The sequence below is a fragment of the Pseudomonas sp. SIMBA_068 genome, assembly GCF_046534705.1.
Taxonomy (GTDB): Bacteria; Pseudomonadota; Gammaproteobacteria; order Pseudomonadales; family Pseudomonadaceae; genus Aquipseudomonas; species Aquipseudomonas putida.
In genome coordinates this window covers 1-247 of the sequence record NZ_JAWRYI010001293.1, presented here as the reverse complement: position 1 = coordinate 247, position 247 = coordinate 1, and the positions used below count along the sequence as shown (strand labels likewise).

General features: G+C 65.2%; 1 protein-coding gene. It reads right to left on the bottom strand.

From position 1 onward, the window contains the following. Window positions 1–36 precede the first annotated feature (36 nt). A partial coding sequence (locus tag SB756_RS33750) for a hypothetical protein (RefSeq protein WP_410913722.1) occupies window positions 37–247 on the bottom strand: 211 nt, incomplete at its 5' end.

Sequence of the window (247 nt, the reverse complement as noted above, 5' to 3'; positions counted from 1 at the left end):
GACATGAATGCATCCGTACGCCACTGCCGTCGTGAGTCAAGCGGACATACGAGTTCTCGACGATCCGTGTAGTCTTGCAACAGTTGTATTCATGCACCACTCGGAACTGGCAGCAGCGTTCATGACATCGCTCGGAATCCTCCTCGTGGCCTCGGCGCCGCCCGGCTCGCCCGCGCCTGCGCCACCGCGGATGACCGGGCTCATGTGGATGCCGACCAGCCCCCCGACGCCGGCCCGGATGGCCGCC